The 19,343-nt window shown below is 42.4% G+C and carries 17 protein-coding genes and 1 riboswitch; of the genes, 10 read left to right on the top strand and 7 right to left on the bottom strand.

The annotated features are described in order from the left end of the window. Positions 1-84 precede the first annotated feature (84 nt). Positions 85-1,011 (bottom strand): alpha/beta hydrolase, encoded by a 927-nt coding sequence (locus D6856_RS15095; protein ID WP_158588839.1) that lies wholly within the window; start codon positions 1,009-1,011, stop codon positions 85-87. Between the two features lie 157 nt (positions 1,012-1,168). Here D6856_RS15095 and arfA point away from each other — a divergent pair, with 157 nt between their 5' ends. From arfA to D6856_RS05140, 5 genes are all read left to right on the top strand, one after another. After that, positions 1,169-2,686 (top strand): arabinosylfuranosidase ArfA, encoded by a 1,518-nt coding sequence (gene arfA, locus D6856_RS05160; RefSeq protein WP_092245088.1) that lies wholly within the window; start codon positions 1,169-1,171, stop codon positions 2,684-2,686. Between the two features lie 108 nt (positions 2,687-2,794). Continuing rightward, positions 2,795-4,246: an MBOAT family O-acyltransferase gene (locus tag D6856_RS05155; protein WP_243114037.1), complete on the top strand. Its 1,452-nt coding sequence runs from the start codon at positions 2,795-2,797 to the stop codon at positions 4,244-4,246. A gap of 23 nt (positions 4,247-4,269) precedes the next feature. Beyond that, a complete protein-coding gene (locus tag D6856_RS05150; RefSeq protein WP_120686045.1) occupies positions 4,270-5,364 on the top strand; it encodes an SGNH/GDSL hydrolase family protein in 1,095 nt (364 codons plus the stop codon). Positions 5,365-5,435: 71 nt separating this feature from the next. Next, positions 5,436-6,524 (top strand): undecaprenyldiphospho-muramoylpentapeptide beta-N-acetylglucosaminyltransferase, encoded by a 1,089-nt coding sequence (locus D6856_RS05145; RefSeq protein ID WP_120686044.1) that lies wholly within the window; start codon positions 5,436-5,438, stop codon positions 6,522-6,524. A 108-nt stretch (positions 6,525-6,632) separates the two neighbouring features. After that, positions 6,633-8,555 carry an EAL domain-containing protein gene (locus D6856_RS05140; RefSeq protein ID WP_120686043.1) on the top strand — a complete coding sequence of 641 codons (1,923 nt, stop codon included), beginning with the start codon at positions 6,633-6,635 and terminating at the stop codon, positions 8,553-8,555. 73 nt (positions 8,556-8,628) lie between these two features. Here D6856_RS05140 and D6856_RS05135 read toward each other — a convergent pair whose 3' ends face one another. Further along, entirely contained in the window at positions 8,629-9,168 is a 540-nt protein-coding gene (locus tag D6856_RS05135; protein ID WP_120686042.1) for an NADH peroxidase, read from the bottom strand. 205 nt (positions 9,169-9,373) lie between these two features. On the opposite strand from D6856_RS05135, the gene D6856_RS05130 reads away from it, so the two are divergent. The 3 genes from D6856_RS05130 to D6856_RS05120 are packed head-to-tail and all read left to right on the top strand — an operon-like array spanning position 9,374 to position 11,473. After that, positions 9,374-10,243, top strand: coding sequence for a MurR/RpiR family transcriptional regulator (locus tag D6856_RS05130; RefSeq protein WP_120686041.1), 870 nt, complete (start codon positions 9,374-9,376; stop codon positions 10,241-10,243). 6 nt (positions 10,244-10,249) lie between these two features. Beyond that, positions 10,250-10,729, top strand: a complete 480-nt coding sequence (locus D6856_RS05125) for an S-ribosylhomocysteine lyase (RefSeq protein ID WP_120686040.1) — start codon at positions 10,250-10,252, stop codon at positions 10,727-10,729. Positions 10,730-10,777: 48 nt separating this feature from the next. Beyond that, a complete protein-coding gene (locus D6856_RS05120) occupies positions 10,778-11,473 on the top strand; it encodes a 5'-methylthioadenosine/adenosylhomocysteine nucleosidase (RefSeq protein WP_120686039.1) in 696 nt (231 codons plus the stop codon). 87 nt (positions 11,474-11,560) lie between these two features. On the opposite strand, the gene ribH is transcribed toward D6856_RS05120, so the two are convergent. The 5 genes from ribH to D6856_RS05095 form a co-directional block, all read right to left on the bottom strand. Continuing rightward, entirely contained in the window at positions 11,561-12,025 is a 465-nt protein-coding gene (gene ribH / locus D6856_RS05115; RefSeq protein ID WP_092245061.1) for a 6,7-dimethyl-8-ribityllumazine synthase, read from the bottom strand. 61 nt (positions 12,026-12,086) lie between these two features. Next, positions 12,087-13,283 (bottom strand): bifunctional 3,4-dihydroxy-2-butanone-4-phosphate synthase/GTP cyclohydrolase II, encoded by a 1,197-nt coding sequence (locus tag D6856_RS05110; protein WP_120686038.1) that lies wholly within the window; start codon positions 13,281-13,283, stop codon positions 12,087-12,089. Between the two features lie 15 nt (positions 13,284-13,298). Beyond that, positions 13,299-13,946, bottom strand: a complete 648-nt coding sequence (ribE, locus tag D6856_RS05105) for a riboflavin synthase (RefSeq protein WP_120686037.1) — start codon at positions 13,944-13,946, stop codon at positions 13,299-13,301. Beyond that, the gene (gene ribD, locus D6856_RS05100; protein ID WP_120686036.1) at positions 13,931-15,031 is read right to left on the bottom strand and encodes a bifunctional diaminohydroxyphosphoribosylaminopyrimidine deaminase/5-amino-6-(5-phosphoribosylamino)uracil reductase RibD; all 1,101 of its coding nucleotides are present in this window, start codon (positions 15,029-15,031) and stop codon (positions 13,931-13,933) included. Before ribD ends, ribE begins: the two co-directional genes overlap by 16 nt. Positions 15,032-15,172: 141 nt before the next feature. Beyond that, a riboswitch (FMN riboswitch) is annotated at positions 15,173-15,287 on the bottom strand. A 48-nt stretch (positions 15,288-15,335) separates the two neighbouring features. Next, positions 15,336-16,916, bottom strand: a complete 1,581-nt coding sequence (locus D6856_RS05095) for a glucose-6-phosphate isomerase (RefSeq protein WP_092245049.1) — start codon at positions 16,914-16,916, stop codon at positions 15,336-15,338. 136 nt (positions 16,917-17,052) lie between these two features. Here D6856_RS05095 and D6856_RS05090 point away from each other — a divergent pair, with 136 nt between their 5' ends. Next, positions 17,053-18,564, top strand: a complete 1,512-nt coding sequence (locus tag D6856_RS05090) for a sensor histidine kinase (RefSeq protein ID WP_092245046.1) — start codon at positions 17,053-17,055, stop codon at positions 18,562-18,564. Between the two features lie 21 nt (positions 18,565-18,585). Then, positions 18,586-19,275, top strand: coding sequence for a response regulator transcription factor (locus D6856_RS05085; RefSeq protein WP_120686035.1), 690 nt, complete (start codon positions 18,586-18,588; stop codon positions 19,273-19,275). Positions 19,276-19,343 lie beyond the last annotated feature (68 nt).

Raw genomic sequence — 19,343 nt, 5'->3', positions numbered from 1 at the left:
TTTTTGATTATTGATTTTCATAATAAAACAAAAAAAGACGCAGCTTTTTAGCTACGTCTTTTATGCTAATTGGAAATTATCTTCTTAAAACTCAGTCGATTCAAGGAAAGTACGGATCTTACCCCAGAAATTCTCAGGATCTTTTACAACAGCTTCGATATGACCCGAACCAAGAATCATACAGTATTTCTTGGGACATTTCGCAGCCTCATACAGAGTGGAGCACATATGAGGATCGATCAAAGTGTCGTCATCACCGTGAATAAAGAGTGTCGGGGTCTCGGATCTTTTAACCGCGTCAACGGGATTGACTTTGTTGATATCAAATCCCGAACGAAGCAGGATTACGATCCTTGATACAAAAAGAGCTATCGGAAGCGGAACAAATGAGCCCTTGAATAATTTGTACGAAGAAGCAAACTGCTCAACAAGTCTTGAATAAGAGCTGTCGGATATCGCCGCCTTAACGTTTGAAGGAAGTCTTTCTCCCGTGGTCATAAGTGTTGTTGCAGCACCCATGGACATTCCGTGTAAAAGAATATGTGCATCGGGATCTCTTTTAACGATCCAATAGATCCATTCCATGATATCAAGCCTGTCATCAAGGCCGTAACCAACGTATTTACCCTCGCTCTTACCAAAGCCTCTAAGGTCCGGAAGAAGACAATTGATGCCTCTTTCGAGATAATGCTTGGCATAGATACCGCAGTATTCCGAATTATTCCAGATACCGTGGATAAGGATAACATATTTATGACTCTCCGATTCAGACGGGATGTAAGAAGCGTGAAGACGGAGGCCGTCAATGCTGTCTATATACATATCCCTCTTGTCGGGGTGATTTCTGATAAACATCCTTCCGCCTGTGATCTCGGGAGAAAAGTCGGGATCACTGTCCTTGTGCTGGTGCGGAAAAGAAGAAATTTTATAAATATAATTACTGAAAGCATAAATGCCGCTGAAAAGCGCAGATGCAATTCCTAGCTTCAAAAAAATATTCTTTTTAGCCATGATGGTTCCTTCCTGTTGCGTTTTATCGTAGTTTTCCAATAAGGATACATATATATTATCATTTTTTTTGAAAATAATCGCTTTTTTCCATTTTCTTTTTGTAAAGAATAGAGTATATTGTTTTATATAACGTTGAATTATTTTAGAGGTATTTAAAATGAAAAAGCAAAAAACAGAAAACAAAGTACAGATTTGTATTGATCGTGACTTTACCATAAGTAAAGTCGACAAGCGTATCTACGGTTCCTTTATAGAACATCTCGGAAGAGCGGTATACGAAGGTATATACCAGCCCGGAAACAAGTTCGCGGACAAGGACGGATACAGAAAAGACGTAGCTAAGCTTATCAAAGAGATTGGGGTGCCTATCGTAAGATATCCCGGCGGAAACTTCGTTTCTGCATTCAATTGGGAAGACAGTGTGGGACCCAAGAAGAACAGACCCAGAAGAATCGAACTCGCATGGGGTGTTGTTGAGACCAATGAATTCGGTCTTGATGAGTTCATGAACTGGTGTAAAAAGGTTAAGACCGAGCCCATGTATGCCATTAACTTGGGAACAAGAGGCATCGAGGATGCCAAGAATGTAGTAGAGTACTGCAATATTAAGAGCGGAACTCTCTACAGTGATATGAGAATCAAGAACGGAGTTAAGGATCCTTATAACATTAAGCTCTGGTGCCTCGGAAACGAGATGGACGGACCTTGGCAGATGGGTCATATGACTGCAGAGGAGTACGGACGCAAGGCCGGAAGAGCAGGACATATCATGAAACTTGTAGATCCCACTATTGAGACGGTTGCTTGCGGTTCTTCGGGACTTGGAATGGCAACATTCGGTGAGTGGGAGAGAATCGTTCTTGAGAACAGCTATGATACTACAGATTATCTTTCACTTCACACATATTACGGAAACCAGAAGGATGATACACCGAATTTCCTTGCAAGCAGCGTAGCAATGGATAAGTTCATCAGCCAGGTTGTAAGCATCTGTGATTATGTTAAAGCTATAAAGAGATCTGACAAGACGATAAACCTTTCATTCGATGAGTGGAACGTTTGGTATCATTCCAACGAACAGGACAAGAAGCTTGAGAAATGGGTTGAGCATCCTCATCAGCTCGAGGATGTCTATAACTTTGAAGATGCCCTCCTTGTAGGCTCAATGCTTATCACACTATTAAGACACGCCGACAGAGTAAAGATCGCATGTCTTGCACAGCTCGTTAATGTAATCGCACCTATCATGACATCAGATACAGGTGCATGGAAGCAGACAATCTTCTATCCTTATATGCAGACCAGCGTATACGGAAGAGGAGAGGTCCTCAACACAGTGGTTAAGGTACCTACATACGAATCAGAGCACGGAGATGCTCCTTTCGTAGACAGCGTAGTTGTGGCAGATGAAGAGAACGAAGCACTTACTATCTTTGCTGTAAACAAGAGTCTTGAAGATGACTTTGATCTTACCTGTGATCTTCGTCAGTATGCAGGATACAAGGTAGTTGAGCACAGCGTTCTTACACATAAGGACCTCAAGGCTGTTAATACCGAGAAGAATCCTGACAACGTTAAGCCTGTAGACAACACCAAGGCAACCAAGGTTACCAAGGGTATCCTTACAAGCAAACTTCCCGCAAGAAGCTGGAATGTAATTAGACTTGCCAAATAAAACTGTGTTATACTCTTCATGAATCAGATATCATGGAGATAGCAAATGGGCTTTAATTCCTTTAAATTTATATTGCTTTTCCTGCCTGTCCTTTTGGCGGGATGGCACATGCTTAACAGAATTCATAAAAATACAGTGGCAGACGGGTTTCTGACTCTTATGTCACTGTATTTCTATTACACATTCGGCGCGTCATTCCTGATCGTGCTCGTCATCAGTATCTGTGTAAATTACCTGCTTAGTTTCATAATGACAAGGTCAAAAGAGAATACGCTTAAAGCGCTCAAAGTTATAGGAGTGCTCTTTAACTTAGGGCTCTTGTTCTATTTTAAATACCTTGGATTTTTCGTAGATAACATAAATGCAGTAATAGGATCAAATTTTTCCGTAAAAGAGATTCTTATGCCGATAGGAATCAGCTTTTTTACATTCGGACAGATTTCTTTTATTGTGGACAGAGCAAACGGCGAGGCAGAACATTATCCTTTTTTGCAATACGTTTTGTACACCGTTTATTTTCCCAAGCTCATTCAAGGTCCCATAGCCTTTCATAAAGAGATGATCGACCAGTTTAGGGACGAAGGAAAAAGAACTTTTGATTCCGATAATTTTGCTAAAGGTCTAAAATCCTTTATCATAGGTCTCTCCAAAAAGGTTATCCTTGCAGACACGCTTGCAAGAATGGCAAATTACGGATTTGAGCAGGCATATTACCTCGACACCCTGACGGTGATAGCAGTCATGCTCGCATATACATTCCAGATATACCTAGATTTTTCGGGATACTGTGATATGGCAAACGGTGTAAGCCTGATGCTTGGTATAGAGCTTCCCGTTAACTTTAACTCACCGTACAAAGCTTCAACGGCAAAAGAATTGTGGCAGCGCTGGCACATGACGCTTTCCAGATTCTTCATTAAATATGTTTATATACCGCTCGGCGGCAGCAGAAAAGGTAAACGCCGCACGATAATAAATGTGCTTATAGTATTTGTCTTAAGCGGGCTGTGGCATGGCGCAGGCTGGACATATATCTGCTGGGGACTTATGCAGGGACTTCTTGTTGTATGGGATGACCTTGGAATAGTCGGAGTAGATGACGGCCTTGGTAAAAAGAAAAAGTACTTGTTTAGAGAAAATCCCCTCATAACCGTTCCGCGTGCCGTTGGCAATGCCTTTACGTTTTTTATGTTCGTTGTATCGCTTGTGTTCTTTAGATCGGAGGATCTGGCGCATGCATTCGGAATGTTTAAAAGAGCTTTCTTCTGGACATACCCCGGCTTTCTTACCAGAACGGCAGGAAAACTTGAGATGGCGGAGAACTATGTGCTCAGGCAGGTTTTCACCAGGCTGGGGATAGGAAGTGCGGACACCGTTTTAATGATCACAATGATTATTTATATTGCACTCGGCGCTTTTGTTATGACAAGAAAGAATACACAGGAGATCATTAAAGAAGAAAAATATGGCAAGAAGGAAGTGGCCTTTTATGCAATTCTTTTCATCCTGTCATTCATTTCGCTTTCAAATGTCAGTACCTTTATATACTTTAAATTCTGATCATCGGATAGAACAAAAGAACCATGAAAAAAGAAAACAACTCTTCAAATTTCATAAATAGACTTATCGTAACGGCTATAGTACTTGCGATAGCCATCGGAGCGGTGGTTTATGCGTTTGATCCATTTTATCATTTTCACAAGCCATGGTTTGGAATGAAAGCCGTTCTTAATGATAAAGAATATCAGTGCATAGGAACACTTCGAAACTTTGACTATGACGCGCTTATTGTCGGTTCTTCCGTTATGGAGAACAACAACAATGCCTGGTACGATGAAGCCTACAATGTAAAGTCTATAAAAGCCATCAGATCATATGGCGCGACAGCAGATCTGTGCTACCTTTTGGACGAGGCCTTTAAGGATCATGACATCAAATATGTCTTTTACAATATCGATCCTTCATCGCTGTCTGCGGATGCAGAAACAACCTATGAATCAACGGGTTGCCCCATGTATCTGTATGACAACAATCCTTTTAATGATGTACAGTATCTTTTCAATAAGGATGTCCTTTTTGAAAAGATACCTTATCAACTGGCCAATGCTTTATCATCGGACTACGACGAAGGGCTTTCCTACAACTGGGCAAAGTGGAAAGAATTCGGCCCCCACATGGCGCTAGGTCTTTATTACAGACCAAGAGAAGTCAAGGACATGATGGAAGAGACCGCTTACACCGAGAATCTTGAGAAGAATATTGCTCTTTTGACAAGCGAGGTCGCTTCTCACCAGGAAACACAGTTTATTTTCTTTTATCCCGTATATTCCATGCTATGGTGGGACGGAATAGTAAGGACCGGCGAAAGAGATGCATATATTTATAATGAAAAAGAGATGACGAAGGCACTTCTGCAATACGACAACGTGCGGGTATTTTGCTTCCAGAACGACAGAGATATCGCTACGAACCTTGAATACTATATGGATTCGCTTCATTTCTCGCCTGATATCAACAAGCTCATGCTTGATAATATGGTCAGTGGAGAAGGCGAGATGACTTTGGATAATTACGAAGAAGTGCTTGACGGAGTAAAAGATTTTTCCGACAAGATCGTGAAAGAACTTATAGTCCCGTACGAAGAAAAAGACATGCTAACGTATGAAATTACCGAATAAAATGGTATACTATAAGGCACAGAGACTGAATCTTTGTGCCTTAATATTTTTTATGGAAGAAGGAACAGAAGTTGAGCGACAATGAAACCAAAAGAATCGTGCTTACAGGCGGCGGAAGCGCAGGACACGTAACACCCAATATAGCGCTTATTCCCGCTCTTAAGAAAGCAGGATATGAGATTTTCTATATAGGATCATATAACGGAATCGAGAAGAAACTTATCGAGGACTATAATATTCCGTATTTCGGAATAGCAACCGGTAAGCTCAGAAGATATTTCGATCCCAAGAATTTTACCGATCCGTTCAGAGTTCTCAAGGGATTCGGAGAAGCCAAAAAGCTCCTTAAGACCATAAAACCCGATATTGTATTTTCAAAAGGCGGTTTTGTCAGTGTTCCGGTTGTCAGAGCGGCAGGAGCACTTAAGATACCGTATATAGTTCATGAATCAGACATGACTCCCGGTCTTGCCAACAAACTCAGCATGACGGGAGCTAAGAGAATATGCTGTAATTTCCCGGAGACTATGAGGCTCCTTCCTGCAGAAAAAGCGGTTCTTACGGGCACACCGATAAGAGAAGAGCTTGGAATGGGCTCTGCGGAAGCTGGAAAGAAGCTCTGTGAGTTCACGGACGACAAGCCCGTACTTATGGTAATCGGAGGAAGCCTTGGTGCGCAGTCGGTAAATGAGACCGTTAGATACGCACTTCCCAGACTCCTTCCCAATTTCAACGTTGTACATATCTGCGGAAAAGAAAAGATGGATAATCTTAAGCTTACAGTTCCCGGATACAAGCAGTTTGAGTACGTTAAGAACGAGCTAAAAGATATCTTTGCAATGGCGGATATAGTGGTATCAAGAGCAGGCGCCAACTCAATCTGCGAGCTTCTTGCTCTTAAAAAGCCCAATATCCTTATTCCGTTGTCCACTAAATCAAGCAGAGGAGATCAAATGCTCAACGCAAAATCTTTTGAGCAGCAGGGATTCTCCCTTGTAATAGACAATGATGATCTTGATGAGGACATTCTTGTCGAGACCATCGAAGATCTCTATGAAAGAAGAGAGACCTTCATAGAAAACATGAAAAACAGCAATCTTCACAGTGCGACAAACACGATTGTCGAACTGATCGAAAGCGAAGTAGGCGGCAATATTTGATCATAATTCAACATTTTTTAAAAATTTATAGGCATTTAATACGCTTTTTTGTTAAATGAGTTATCATATAATTAGAAAGTTTTTTTCTTCTTTAATGAGGGAAATAGAATGACTATGAATGTGGAGAGTTATCTTGCATCCTATAGCCCGGTTGGCGACATACTGGTAATGGCGATAATTATGGTTATCACCGTTCTTATTCGTGTTGCATATATCAAGCAGAGCAGAGAGTTTACCATATTCAGATACATTATGATAAGCTTGGTAGCTGCGGCTATTTGTAATATACTTTTCCATCAGTTACTGACGCATGTATCGGTCATTTCACTTCCCATGGTCTATCTACTTAGATTTCTGTACCATTTCCTTCTTTATACCAACTTGGGATTATACGTTGTATATATGAAAAACCCGTTTCAGCTTGTCCAAAAAGGCGAGCAGAGATATGAGTTGCTGGCATCCTTTGCGGTAATCGGAATTACTGCTGCAGAAGTGATCCAAACAATCACAAAAACAGGGTTTTATGTTGATACAAACGGCAATCTTCAAACCGGACATAAAATGTTTGCCGCAGGATACCTGTTTATGGTATTGCTGCTGTTGTATCTGCTCATCAGATACAGAAACAGAACCTACAGACCTATTGTCACTGCTTTTATCGGGGTTATAGCAGTCGCTGCTCTTGTTATGATCATTCAGGCTAATAATAGGCAGCAATCTTTTACCACAGCGACATTCTTATTCCCGATAGTAGCTGTTCTTTATCTGCTCCATGCAAATCCGTACGACCTTGAGTGGGGTTCTCTTCACATAGATTCCTTTGAAGAGAGGATTGATACCGCTTCCAGGAAAAAGATGGGAATCCTGGTATTCAGTCTTTTCATGCATGAATTTGAAAAGAATAACCGTAAGTACCCCAAAGAGATCAGAGAAAAACTAAGAGAAGTCACAATGGATTTCTTTAGAGGAGGCACGCTTTTCCAAATATCTCCGGGAAGAATGATATTTATCGTTGATAAAGAGAGCAATCCCGACCATGAAGCCAGGACTGTTAAGATGATGGAGCTGTTCCATGAGCAGCATAAAATATATAAGAATGACTACAAGATAGTAATTACCGAGTCAAGCAACAGTATAAAAGAACCGGCTGATTACCTAAGACTTATTGAATATGTTGAAGGAAGAATGCCGGAACAAGAGATCAAGATGGTCCAGGCTGAGGATATAGAGAAATTCTACGAACATAAATACATCGTGGATCAGCTTGCGGATATAAGTGAAAAAGGCGATATGGATGATCCGAGAGTCCTTGTATATTGCCAGCCCGTCTACAATATAACTTCCGGATGCTATGACACTGCTGAAGCACTTATGAGACTTAAGCTCGCAGATCTCGGAATGGTATTTCCGGACAGATTCATACCGATAGCGGAAAATCACAATTATATAAACGCACTTACAATGATAATTCTTTCCAAGACCTGTAAAGAGATAAAGAAATTGATCCGAGACGGTTACTACATATCAAGGATTTCAGTTAACTTCTCGATACTTGATGTAAGAGATAAAGATTTCTGCAGGAAGGTAAGAAATGTGGTAAGCGGATGTGAGATACCGTTTGATAAGCTTGCTATAGAGATCACGGAAAGTCAGAATGAGAAAGACTTTATAGAGTTAAAAGATAAGATCTATGAGCTTAAGATGAGCGGAATCACCTTCTATCTTGATGATTTCGGAACAGGCTATTCCAATTTTGAGAGAATATTGGAAATCCCGTTTGATATCATAAAATTTGACAGATCGCTTGTAGTTGCAAGCAGAAACGATCCTAAATCTGAAACACTCGTATCTCACCTGGCGCACATGTTTAGCGACCTTGATTATGATGTGCTGTATGAAGGGGTTGAGGACGATGAAGATGAAGGCCGCTGCACAAACATGCATGCAAGATATCTGCAAGGTTATAAGTATTCCAAGCCAATACCTATAGAGCAGCTTAAAGATTTCCTTAAAAAGCTGACAGAATTTTAGATGGCAAAATAAAAGGCTGAACGAATCAATACAAGATTCGCTCAGCCTTATTTATATTTATCTTAGTACATAATTAGTTGAAATATCTCTTTAAGAGACCTTCAAATGCCTTTCCGTGTCTGGCCTCATCTCTTCCGATCTCATGAACGGCATCATGGATCGCATCAAGATTAAGCTCTTTTGCCTTCTTAGCAAGATCTGCACGGCCCTGTGTTGCGCCATACTCTGCATCTGCACGAAGCTCAAGATTCTTCTTGGTTGAGTTTGTAAGAACTTCACCAAGCATCTCGGCAAACTGAGCAGCGTGCTCAGCTTCTTCCCAAGCAGCCTTCTCATAGAAAGCTCCGACCTCGGGATAACCCTCTCTTATAGCCACGCGAGCCATAGCAAGATACATTCCTACTTCGGAACACTCACCGTTAAACATCTCGCGAAGACCGTTCTTTATTTCTTCAGGCGCTTCACTAGCTACACCAAGGACATGCTCACATGCCCAAACCTTATCACCTTCCTGTTTAGAGAATTTGGAAGCGGGTGCTTTACATACGGGACAAGCCTCCGGGGGCTGATCGCCTTCATGAACATAGCCACAAACCTGACATACCCATTTCATAGAAATAATCTCCTTTCGCAATTAAATAGTTCTAAATATATTCTGCCTCTTTGACTATATCATAAAGAACGCACCAAAAGTAAGCTTTATAAAACTTTAATGCCTTGTAATAAAAACTTTGAAAATTAATTTCATTCTATATAGAAAAGTGCGATATACTATTCATATATCGGTTATAGTTCAATAATATATCGCGGAGGCGCCTATGAATATTGTCAGTGAGAAAATCAAAAGTTGCTATAACTCTTTGCCTTCATCAGAAAAGATGGTTGCTGATTATGTTCTTGAAAGAAAGGGAGATCTTTTCCAATATCCCATAAAAGAACTGGCAAGACTGTCGGGCACAACACAGGCTTCATGGACTCGCTTTGCTCAGGCCATAGGCTATAACGGGTTAAAAGATCTGAAGAACGCATACTATGCGGAGATCAACACCTCGCTTATGCAGGCAGAAAAAGGCGGCCCCAGAATTTCTTTTAAAGATGTGAACGAATATACTTCGATTCAATCTATCGCAGACAATATCTGTGCGACAAGCGTTCAGGCAATTCAAACTACATACAGATTATTTGATGCCGGCACCTTCAACGAAGTTGTCACAAGACTCGTTGCGGCCAGGCAAATTCAGATATTCGGAGTGGGAACAGCCGGAATCGCAGCGTACGATCTTTATTGTAAGCTCAGAAGAATACACTACAACGTAGTGTTCGATCAAGATCAGCATATGAATATGATGACAGTCTCGCAGGCGCAGGAAAATGATGTTATACTGTTCTTTAGCGACAATGCCAACAACAAGGAAATAATGCAGCTCTTTAGAATAGCTAAAGAAACAGCGGCTACACTTATCGCCATAACCAAGCTTGGCAACAATCCGCTTACTACGGGATGCGATCTGGTTCTTTTTGCAACATCTCCCGAGATAGATAAAAAGAGCGGAATAACAAGCTCACGTTTTGCGCAGTTGTTCCTTGTGGATACAATTTATACAGCGGTGGCTAATCGCGATTATGACAATATAAAAGAATATCTCAAATATTCATATGAGGTATTTAACGAAACCAACAAGGAGTGAGACATAATGGAAAAAATCGCTAGCTTTACGGTTAACCACATCGACCTTGAGCCTGGAATTTATGTTTCCCGAAAGGACAAGGTTGGACAGGAAACCATCACAACATTTGATCTTAGAATGACAGCTCCCAACAGAGAGCCTGTAATGAACACAGCAGAGATTCATACAATGGAGCATCTCGGAGCAACATTCCTTAGAAACGACGAAGAGTACAAGGATAAGACAATCTATTTCGGACCCATGGGATGCAGAACAGGCTTTTACATTGTTCTTGCAGGAGACCTGGATTCCAAGACAATCGTTCCTCTTGTAACAAGAATGTATGAGTTTATGAGAGACTTTAAGGGAGAGGTTCCCGGAGCAAGTCCCAGAGACTGCGGAAATTATCTCGACATGAACCTTGGAATGGCTAATTTCCTTGCAAAAAGATATCTCGATAACACGCTTTACAACATTGATGAAAAGCATCTTGTATATCCCGAGTGATCACGATATCTTCTAAGAAAAATTCTCAAAAGAAAAACGGAGACAGATATGAAAATAGGTATTATCGGTGCCATGGAAGTTGAAGTTCAGGCACTTAAGAGTAACATGACGGTAAACCGCATCGTTAAAAAGGCATCTATGGAATTCTATGAAGGAATCATAGGAGGAAAAGACGTAGTTGTTGTAAGAAGCGGTATCGCTAAGGTAAATGCAGGAATCTGCGTACAGATACTCGTAGATCTCTTCGATGTTACACACGTAATCAACACAGGTGTTGCCGGATCACTTGATTCCAAGCTCAACATAGGAGACATCGTTCTTTCCGTTGATGCTTGCTATCACGACGTAGACATCACAATCTTCGGATATGCTAAAGGCGAAGTTCCTCAGATCGGAGCCGTTAACTTTGAAGCGGACAAAGAGATGAGAGAAAAAGCAAAGGCTTCAATCAAGAAGGTTGCTCCCGACATCGGAGTTTACGAAGGAAGAGTTTGCAGCGGAGATCAGTTCATCAGCAGCAAAGAAGTTAAGGATGACATTATCAAGAACCACGGCGGAATGTGCGCAGAGATGGAAGGCGCAGCAATCGCTCAGGCAAGTTATCTTAACGGAGTTCCTTTCCTTATCATCAGAGCAATCTCGGATAAGGCAGACGGAAGTGCTGAAGTTGATTATCCTACATTCGAAGCAAAAGCAGCAAAAGACTGTGCAGCCCTTGTAATGGAGCTTATCGCAGAGCTTTGATACTAAAAAATACGACGCTTGGTGCATAGCATCAAGCGTCTTTTTTATTCCTCAAATACTCATAAGATTAATTATCACAGGCCTTTATCAACCGATATTTCTGATAAGATTTACCATCTCGATAGCGCCCTGAGCACATTCAAAGCCCTTGTTACCTGCCTTTGTTCCGGCTCTTTCGATGGCCTGCTCAATGTTGTCTGTTGTAAGAACTCCAAACATTACAGGAATACCGCTGTTTAAACTAACCTGAGCAACGCCCTTTGAAACTTCCGCGCATACATAATCATAGTGAGATGTTGATCCTCTGATAACGGCGCCAAGGCAGATAACGGCGTCGTATTTGCCGCTCTTTGCCATCTTATCGGCGATAAGAGGTATCTCAAATGCGCCGGGAACCCAGGCTACTTCTATATCGTCGTCTGCAACATTTTCTCTTTTAAGAGCATCTACAGCGCCTCCGAGGAGCTTAGATGTGATAAACTCGTTGAACCTTGCAACGACGATTCCCACCTTTATTTTTTCCGATACCAGATTTCCTTCGTAAATTTTCATAACCTTCTCCTTATTGTGATTTATGTTTTTATGTTTTAATGTCTGCTTTATTCCTATGACATCAGACTTTCAAAATATGTCCCATTCTTATCTTCTTGGTCTGAAGATAGAACTTATCAAATTGATTGGCTTCGATTTCTATGGGGACTCTTTTATTTATTACGATTCCGTAATCCGCAAGCTGATAGACTTTGTCGGGGTTGTTTGTAAGTAGATTAAGTGAATGAACGCCGAGAGCGCGGAGAATCTGAGCGCCTATGTAGTACTCACGCATATCACCGGGAAAACCGAGTGCGATGTTTGCATCGAGAGTATCCATGCCTTCGTCCTGAAGCTTGTAAGCCTTAAGCTTATTAACAAGACCGATGCCGCGTCCTTCCTGACGCATATAAAGAAGAATTCCCCTTCCTTCTTCCGCGATCATTTCCATAGCTCTGTCAAATTGCTGTCCGCAATCGCAGCGAAGTGACCCGAATACATCACCGGTTAGACATTCCGAATGAACTCTGCATAAAATGTCCTCCCCGTCTGAGATATCTCCCATAACAAGTGCAACATGATGCTCTCCGCTAAGTTTATTTATATAGCAGTGAGCGGTGAATTTACCAAACTTAGTTGGCATCTTGGCGATGGATGCACACTCTACAAGATCGTCATAGACCTTTCTGTATTCTTTGATATCGGCAACGGATATCATGGTTATTCCGAATTTTTCGGCAAGCTCTTCCAGAGCTTTTCCTGTGAGCATCTTGCCGTCATCGCCCATGATCTCGCAGCAAAGACCGATCTCTTTAAGGCCCGCAAGGCGCATAAGATCTACTGTGGCTTCCGTATGACCGTCTCTTACAAGAACTCCGCCCTCTTTTGCAACAAGAGGAAACATGTGGCCGGGACGTCTGAAATCTTCGGGCTTTGCATCGTCTTCCGAAGCTTTTACAGCGGTGAGAGCTCTTTCTAAAGCGGAGATGCCCGTTGTTGTGTCGACATGATCAATAGATACGGTAAAAGCAGTCTCGTGATTGTCGGTGTTATGGCTTACCATCGGAGCAAGTGCGAGCTTACGTGCAAATTCTTCGCTCATCGGCATGCAAATAAGACCTTTACCGTGAGTTGCCATGAAGTTGATGCTCTCTGTTGTAGCCAGCTGCGCTGAGCAGATAAAATCGCCCTCGTTTTCTCTTTTCTCATCATCCGTCACAAGGATGAGCTTTCCCTCTTTAAGGTCATCCAGTGCTTTGATAATTTTTTCTTTTTCCATTTTTACCCCTCTTAATTAAAAGCCGTTAGATAAAAGAAATTCTCTTGTTATCTGCGGACTGTTTTCTTTTTCGGAATCTCTGTTTAGGAAGTTCATAACGTACTTTCCGATCATGTCGGTCTCAAGATTAACTTCATCGGAGATTTTCTTTTCCCCGAGCGTCGTCTCAACAAGTGTGTGCGGGATTACCGAAACCCAGAAAGAGTTAAGCCCAAGCTTTGCTACGGTAAGACTTATTCCGTCTATAGCTATCGAACCCTTTTGCGTTATACCCTCCATGATGTTTGAAGGAGCGGAGATCTCAAGCCAGACTGCGTTACCGTCTCTTTTTATGGATACTATCTTGCCGGTTCCGTCTATGTGTCCCGAGACAAGGTGACCACCGAAGCGTCCGTCTGCGCGCATGGCTCTTTCAAGATTTACTCTCGATCCCTTTTTTAAAAGAGACAGTATGGAGCGGTTAAAAGTCTCATTCATGACGTCGGCAAAAAAATTGTCTTTGGCAAACCTTGTTACGGTAAGACATACTCCGCACACGCTTATGCTGTCTCCGATATGTACATCCTCAAGTACCTTTTTACAGGAGATGTTTATTGTTCCTGTCTCGGAGCTTTTGATTACATTTTTTACAAATCCGATTTCTTCAATTATTCCGGTGAACATAGATATTCAACCTCACTTTGTATTAGTATGTCGGGTCCAATGCTCGTGACTTTCATGGTATTTAGTTTGATAGCATCGCTTGGTTTTTCTATTCCGATTCCCTCGACGGGAGATTTTGCGCTTCCTCCGAATATCTTGGGAGCCATGTAGACATAGACTTCGTCGACAAGATGTTCAGATAGAGCGCTGAAATTAAGTGTTCCGCCGCCTTCAAGAAGGATGCTGTTTATTCCGCGAGATCCAAGCTCCTTAAAAAGAATGTGAAGATCAAGGTGATCGCCTTTCTTGGGAATCTGCATGATCTTACAGCCGTGCTTTTCATATTCGGAGGTCTTGGAAGGGGCTGCGGAAGTAGCGATTATCGTTTCAATTTCATTAGCGGTCCTTACAACCTGAGATGTAAGAGGCGTTCTAAGGTTTGTATCGCAGATTATTCTGACGGGATCAATATGAGGCTCACTTAATCGGCAGTTGAGCAGCGGATCATCCGCGATCACGGTTGAGACACCGACCATAATTCCGCTGAGTGCTTTGCGAAGCTTGTGTACAGACTCTCTTGCACCTGCGCTTGTGATCCATTTCGATTCTCCCGTTCTTGTAGCGATCTTTCCGTCGGCAGTCATCGCGTATTTCATGATGACATAAGGAAATCCTGTTGTTATGTGTTTATTGAAGATCTTATTGAGTGCCTTGCATTCATCTTCAAGAACACCAACTATAACTTCAATCCCGTGCTTTTGCAGGATCTCAATACCTTTTCCCGCAACAATGGGATTGACATCCGTTGTTCCGACAACGACTCTTGCGATCTCTTTTTCTATGATTATGTCTGTGCATGGAGGAGTCTTGCCGTGATGGCAGCAGGGCTCCAGAGTAACGTAGAGGGTTGCACCCTTTGGATCTTCGCTGCAGTTTTTAAGAGCATTTCTTTCTGCGTGGAGATCTCCGTATTTTTGGTGATAGCCTTTTCCTATAACTACGCCGCGTTTAACAACAACGGCGCCCACCATAGGATTTGGGCTTACGAAGCCTTCACCTTTTTTGGCAAGTCGTATCGCTTTATTCATGTAATATTCGTCGGTCATGCGATGCTCCTTTCATTACATTGGGCAATATAAAAGCCCTGAACATTTTGTTCAGGGCTAAGAATAAACATATATAAACAATGAACTTACGCTCGACGTAAGACGTTCGAACTAGCTTCGATAAAACCTCAGCAAGTTCTCACAGCTCTTCTTTCATCCAGACTATACTGTCGGCATCGGAGTTTCACCGATTCATGCCTTTCGGCTCGTGGGCTATACCACCGGTAGGGACTTGCACCCTGCCCTGAAGATTATTGTTATTAAGTTATTGCTATTGTATGTTAGTGCACTAAATGTGTCAATATCAGATGTTCAAAAGCTTAGAGTACTCTGCAAGAGCTCCGTCTGTCTCGTGAGCAAGAACCTTCTTAGCAAGGACCTTACCGAGCTGAACACCTTCCTGATCGAAGCTGTTGATGTTCCATACAAATCCCTGGAACATAACCTTGTTCTCGAAGTGAGCAAGGAGTGCGCCGAGAGCCTTAGGATCAAGCTCCTCACCGATGATGATGCTTGAAGGTCTGCCACCCTTGAAGTTCTTGTTGAGGTTGTCATCCTTCTTGCCGCAAGCAAATGCAACGATCTGAGCTGCAACGTTAGCGCAAAGCTTCTGCTGGCTTGTGCTGTCCTGGATGTTTACATCATTTCTGAGCTGGCTGTTCTTAAAGCCGATGAACTGAAGAGGAATGATGTCTGTTCCCTGGTGGAGAAGCTGGTAGAATGAATGCTGGCCGTTTGTACCGGGCTCACCAAAGATGATGGGGCCTGTTACGTAATCGATAGGCTCGCCGAAGCGGTTAACACTCTTACCGTTTGACTCCATGTCAAGCTGCTGTAAGTGAGCAGGGAAACGTGAAAGTGCCTGTGAGTAAGGAAGCACTGCTGTGCTGTCATAACCAAGAACGTTACGCTCGTAAACACCGATCATGGCATCGAGCATTGCAGGGTTCTTAAGCATATCGGGATTAGCTGAGAGCTTGTCTTCTTCTGCTGCACCGTCAAGGAATGCAGCGAATACTTCGGGACCGAAAGCGAGTGAAAGAACTGCTCCGCCAACGCCTGAAGTAGAAGAATAACGTCCACCGATGAAATCATCCATGAAGAATGCCTCAAGGTAGTTATCGCTCTTTGCAAGAGGAGATGTCTCTGATGTAACTGCGATCATATGCTTGGAAGCATCAAGACCTGCCTTCTTAAGAGCGTCTGTAACGAATGATTCGTTTGTAAGTGTTTCAAGTGTTGTACCTGACTTAGATACAAGAATAAAGATAGAGTGAGCAACATCAATTCCGTTAAGAACTGCGGAAGCGTCATCGGGATCCACGTTAGAGATGAACTTAGCTTCCATCTTGAAGTTGCCTGTTCTGTGTGCCCAGTTTTCAAGAGCAAGGTACATAGCGCGGGGACCAAGGTCACTTCCGCCGATACCGATCTGAACAACTGTTGTGAATTTTTCACCCTTTGCGTTAGCGATCTCGCCTGAGTGAACTTTATTTGCAAAATCAGCAATTCTCTTCTGCTCTTTTACATAGAAATCTCTTTTGTCAACGCCGTCGGCAACAACATTTCCACCGAGCTGACCTCTTGTGAGCTGGTGAAGAACCATTCTCTTCTCACCTGTGTTGATAACTTCGCCGTTGTAGAGAGCCTCGAACTTCTCAGAGAGCTGTGCCTCTTTGGCAAGAGCATTAAGAGCGTTTAAAACATTGTCATCAACTTCTTTTGCAGCGTAGTTAAAGTTAAGTCCCGCAGCCATAGGTACGGAATAATTTTTAACTCTGCTTGCGCCGTTATCGCCTGACATCACCTCAGCCAGGTTCACACGGGAAACCTTCTTGAGCTCGCCATAGGATGCGAGTGTATCCAGATTTTTCCAATTAACCATTATAAATCCTCCTGTCGGCTGGAAAACGTATTCCGCCATTCGCTTAAAAGTGTATCAAAGATATTTTGTCATATCAAGAAGATAAGGGTAAAAGTTACGAAAAATATGGTATACTTGTAGTATGTAGGGGGAAGTTATGCGATTCCGTACTAAGCTTATTATCACATCACTTGCAATAGTAGTAGTACCACTTATACTTGCTGTGGGTACATTCCTTGTAGTCGGCAGGTATATACTCTATGACCAAAAGATTCAGGAATATACCAGTGTTGTGGACTACGGAATGGTGTCTGATCCGGGCGGAACGTTCGCCAGAATGACCGACAACATTGTTGTCGAGATCAATCTCATGAGAAGCATTTACCCCTATACATTGGAAAGCGGTCAGTTTTTACAGGAATTGGATGAGAAGATAGCATCCAGATATTCCTATATAATAGTAAAAAAAGACGACAATATTTATTACGTCAAAAGCAGGGCGCGGGCCAAAGAAGTTGTGGATGAGCTTCCCGGTTACGGCTCGGGAATTGAAGGCGTTTACTACACCAGCTCCAAGCACCTTGTAAGACAATATGATTTTGAGTTTTCAGACGGAGCTCACGGAAGTTTATACATAGTATCAGGAATCCGGACGGCATTTACGACATCGCTTCTTATCTACATGTTCGTGGCGATCATACTGATACTTCTTTTGACAAGTATTCTTTTGACGACATGGATCGGACGTAGCTTCTTTAGACCTATAGATGAACTGAACGTTGCGATGCAGCATATCAAGGACGGTAATTTTGATTATATGCTGCCTACGGATGTAAAAGAAAAAGGTGAGATCGGAGCAATCTATCGTAACTATGAGGACATGAGACTAAGGCTCAAGGAATCCGCTGAGGAAAAGATAGAACGAGAGCGGCAGAACAGAGAGCTTATAAGTAATATCTCTCATGACCTTAAGACGCCCATCACGGCGATCAAGGGATATTCGCAGGGACTTTTGGAAGGCGTTGCGGCCAATCCCGAGAAACAGAAAAAATATGTCAAGATCATTTATAACAAGGCCAACGACATGAACAACCTTATAAATGAGCTGACATTGTATTCAAGCATAGACAACAACAGAATTCCGTATAACTTCGTCAAGTTAAATGTTGCGGAATACTTTGGTGATTGTATCGAGGAGATCGGAGCGGATCTTGAGAGTAAGTCGATCAAGCTTAACTACTCGAACCTCACGGGTCCCGATACACAGATAGTTGCAGACCCCGAGCAGATAAAGAGGGTAGTCAACAACATTGTAAGCAACAGCGTCAAGTATCTCGACAGAGACGATGACAGCGGTCAGATCGATATCAGGATCCTTGATGAGGTTGATTCCATTCGAGTAGAGCTTGAGGATAACGGTAAGGGAATCGCGCAGAAAGACATACCGAACATCTTCGATAGATTCTACAGAACGGACGCTTCCAGAAACTCAAGACAGGGCGGAAGCGGAATAGGATTATCAATAGTTAAAAAGATAATAGAGGATCATGGCGGATACATTTGGGCGACCAGCCATGAGGGAGAAGGAACGTGTATGCATTTCGTTTTGAGGAAATACATCGAATATGCAAACAGTTCGGAAACAGTCACAGTAGACCACGAATCATAACGCAAAGAAAGGCAGAAAAGGATGAGCAGAATACTTATTGTTGAAGACGAAGAGGCTATCGCTGATCTTGAGAAGGACTACCTTGAACTTAGCGATTTTGAAGTCTCTATCGAGAACACAGGAGATGCCGGACTTAAGACGGCACTTGCCGAGGAATTTGATCTTGTTATCTTGGATCTCATGCTTCCCGGAATGGATGGATTTGAGGTATGTAAGAGAATAAGAGAGAAGAAAGATGTGCCGATCCTTATGGTATCAGCCAAGAAGGATGACATCGACAAGATAAGAGGACTGGGCCTAGGAGCAGACGATTATATCACCAAGCCTTTCAGCCCTTCGGAGCTTGTTGCCCGTGTTAAGGCACACATGGCAAGATACTCAAGACTCGTTGGATCGGGTCATGAGGAAAATGATTTTGTCGAGATAAGAGGTCTTAAGATCGACAAGACAGCCAGAAGAGTATACGTTGATGATGAGGAGAAGAGCTTTACGACCAAGGAGTTTGATCTTCTTACTTTCCTTGCGGAAAATCCCAATCACGTATTTACCAAGGAAGAGCTCTTTAGAAAGATCTGGAACATGGATTCCATCGGTGATATCGCAACCGTAACGGTTCATATCAAGAAGATCCGTGAGAAGATCGAATACGATACCTCCAATCCTCAGTATATCGAGACAATCTGGGGCGTAGGATACCGCTTCAAAGTTTGACCTAATATGAGAACATATAAGAAAATAACCTTATTATATTTATTATTAATAATCACCGTCCTTCCGCT

It is taken from the genome of Butyrivibrio sp. XB500-5, assembly GCF_003625505.1.
In the GTDB taxonomy this organism is placed as follows: domain Bacteria; phylum Bacillota; class Clostridia; order Lachnospirales; family Lachnospiraceae; genus Butyrivibrio.
Note: the sequence above shows the minus strand (reverse complement) of the source record. Positions and strands in the feature narration are given on the sequence as shown.